The 2,303-nt window shown below is 39.4% G+C and carries 2 protein-coding genes; both read left to right on the forward strand.

Annotated elements, in window-relative coordinates; all coding sequences use genetic code 11:
* Positions 1-194: AIM24 family protein (locus MKX74_RS28170; RefSeq protein ID WP_341180711.1), on the forward strand; the 194-nt coding region annotated here is incomplete at its 5' end.
* Between the two features lie 530 nt (positions 195-724).
* Positions 725-1,999, forward strand: coding sequence for a group II intron reverse transcriptase/maturase (gene ltrA / locus MKX74_RS28175; protein ID WP_341106626.1), 1,275 nt, complete (start codon positions 725-727; stop codon positions 1,997-1,999).
* Positions 2,000-2,303: the final 304 nt, after the last annotated feature.

Below are 2,303 nucleotides of genomic sequence, written 5' to 3' on the forward strand. Positions count from 1 at the left end.
TTGGAAAAGTAAAAACAGCTCTATTTGGCGGCGAAGGTTTATTCTTCGCAACGTTAGAAGGCCCTGGCACAGTTTGGATTCAGTCCTTAACACTGAGCCGCTTAGCAGCACGCCTGACAAGCCCAGCAGCGCAAAGCAGCGGTGAAGGTAGTGTATTAGGTGGACTTGGTCGTTTATTAGATGGAAAAGAGTAAAAAGGGCCCTTATAGGGCTCTTTTTATTGTGTGCCAGGCATGGCAACTGTCTAGGTGGTGAAAGTCCACTGTGGGGGTACACATCGACCAACCACTAAGGAAGCGCAAGGTATTTACCGTGAGGTGAGGGCTGAAGGAAGCGTGGAATAAAATCTTGGCTCGACGAACAGAAATCTGATACGAAGGCTCTATAAAGGGATAAGACTCCAATTCAAGTTAAAGTCCAAATAGATGTGCGTAACTTTGTAGAGTAAATCAGGCGAGTAAAAGAGGAAAGATAGTTGTCTTACCCTGGGAGATCTTGCGGATGTACTAACAGTACAGTCGAAAATGGTTAGCCGCAAGAAGTCAGCCGAGGCCATAGTAGTGAATTCAATTCGTGAAGGGCTGAACAGTTTATAGTGTTTCAACACCACGAATGCGTAAGTAATAAACTCCGAATGTGTTAATGGTGAAAGTATGAGCGTATCTCAAAGGATAACCAAAATGGGAGATATTACTTACTACGTGAGAGGAAAGGAGAAACGAGTGTGGAACTTCTAGAAACAATTCTAAGTAATCAAAATATGAATGAAGCCTACTTACGCGTTTATAAAAATAAAGGTGCAAGTGGAGTTGATGGTGTAACAGTCGACGAACTTAAACTATATCTGAAAGAAAACAAGGACGAGCTACGTCAGCGCATTAGAACAAGAAAATACCAACCACAAGCTGCCTTAAGAGTGGAAATTCCAAAAGAAAATGGCAAGATGCGCAAGCTGGGAATACCAACAGTAGTGGATAGAGTAGTTCAACAAGCCATTCATCAAATACTAAGTCCTATATTTGAGAAGCAGTTCAGTGAATTCAGTTATGGTTTTAGACCAAAAAGAAGTTGTGAGATGGCAATTGTTAAAAGCTTGGAATTTCTAAATGATGGATATGATTGGATAGTGGATATTGATTTGGAAAGATTCTTTGATACAGTTCATCACGATAAGTTAATGCGAATTATATCTAATACAATATATGACGGAGACGTCATTTCCCTCATAAGAAAGTATTTAGTCAGTGGGGTTATGGTGAATGGAAAGTATGAAGAAACACCGGTCGGAACTCCGCAAGGAGGCAATCTAAGCCCTTTACTGAGTAACATTATGTTGAACGAACTCGATAAGGAACTCGAGAGTAGAGGACTTCAATTTGTGAGATACGCCGACGACGCTCTTATCTTTGTGAAAAGCGAGAAAGCGGCGAGCAGAGTGATGAAATCAATTGTGAGATTTATAGAAAAGAACCTAGGTTTGATAGTCAATACAGAAAAGAGTAAAATCTCTCGCCCGGAAGATTTAAAATTTTTAGGATTTGGATATTATTACAACCCTAAGGATGAGAGATATCAAACGAAACCACACCCAATCTCAGTACAGAAATTCCAAAGAAAGCTTCGACAACTGACAAAACGAAACTGGAGCGTTCCGTTAGACTATCGAATATTGAAACTAAAACAAGTTATATTTGGATGGATAAATTACTTCAAGAGTGCAAATATGAAAGGCGTTATGAAGCAAGTAGATAAGAAGCTCCGCTCCAGAATTAGAGTGATTATTTGGAAGCAATGGAAAATACCGAAGAAACAAATCAAATCGCTTGTTCAATTAGGGATTCCGGAGGAAGAAGCGAAGGGATTAACCTACTGTCGAAAGGGCTACCGATACATAGGATTATCGAAAGTCGTTCAAAGAGCCATCTCAAACCAAAGACTAAAGAAGAGGGGCCTCCCTTCTTCTCTAGAACGCTATCTAAAAGTTCGCACTGTAATATAAACTGAACCGCCGTATACGGAACCGTATGTACGGTGGTGTGAGAGGGGCGAGAATAAATTATTTTATTTTCCCTCTACTCGATTGAAAATAGGCGTATAATAATGATTTATATTATACTGTACTGTACGATAAGAATGTTTGACATCTTACCAATTTAGATTAAAGGAGGTTGTTTGTAATTGTTGTTTGTTTCATGTATGGTATAATTAACTAGTTGTTGGAAATACATACAGATAGAGCATAAAACAATATTTCAATATATGGATAGAATTGCTCGTAAGTAGGAGGAAGGGTTAGCATGCCT

The sequence above is a fragment of the Paenibacillus sp. FSL K6-1230 genome (assembly GCF_038002385.1).
GTDB lineage: Bacteria > Bacillota > Bacilli > Paenibacillales > Paenibacillaceae > Paenibacillus > Paenibacillus massiliensis.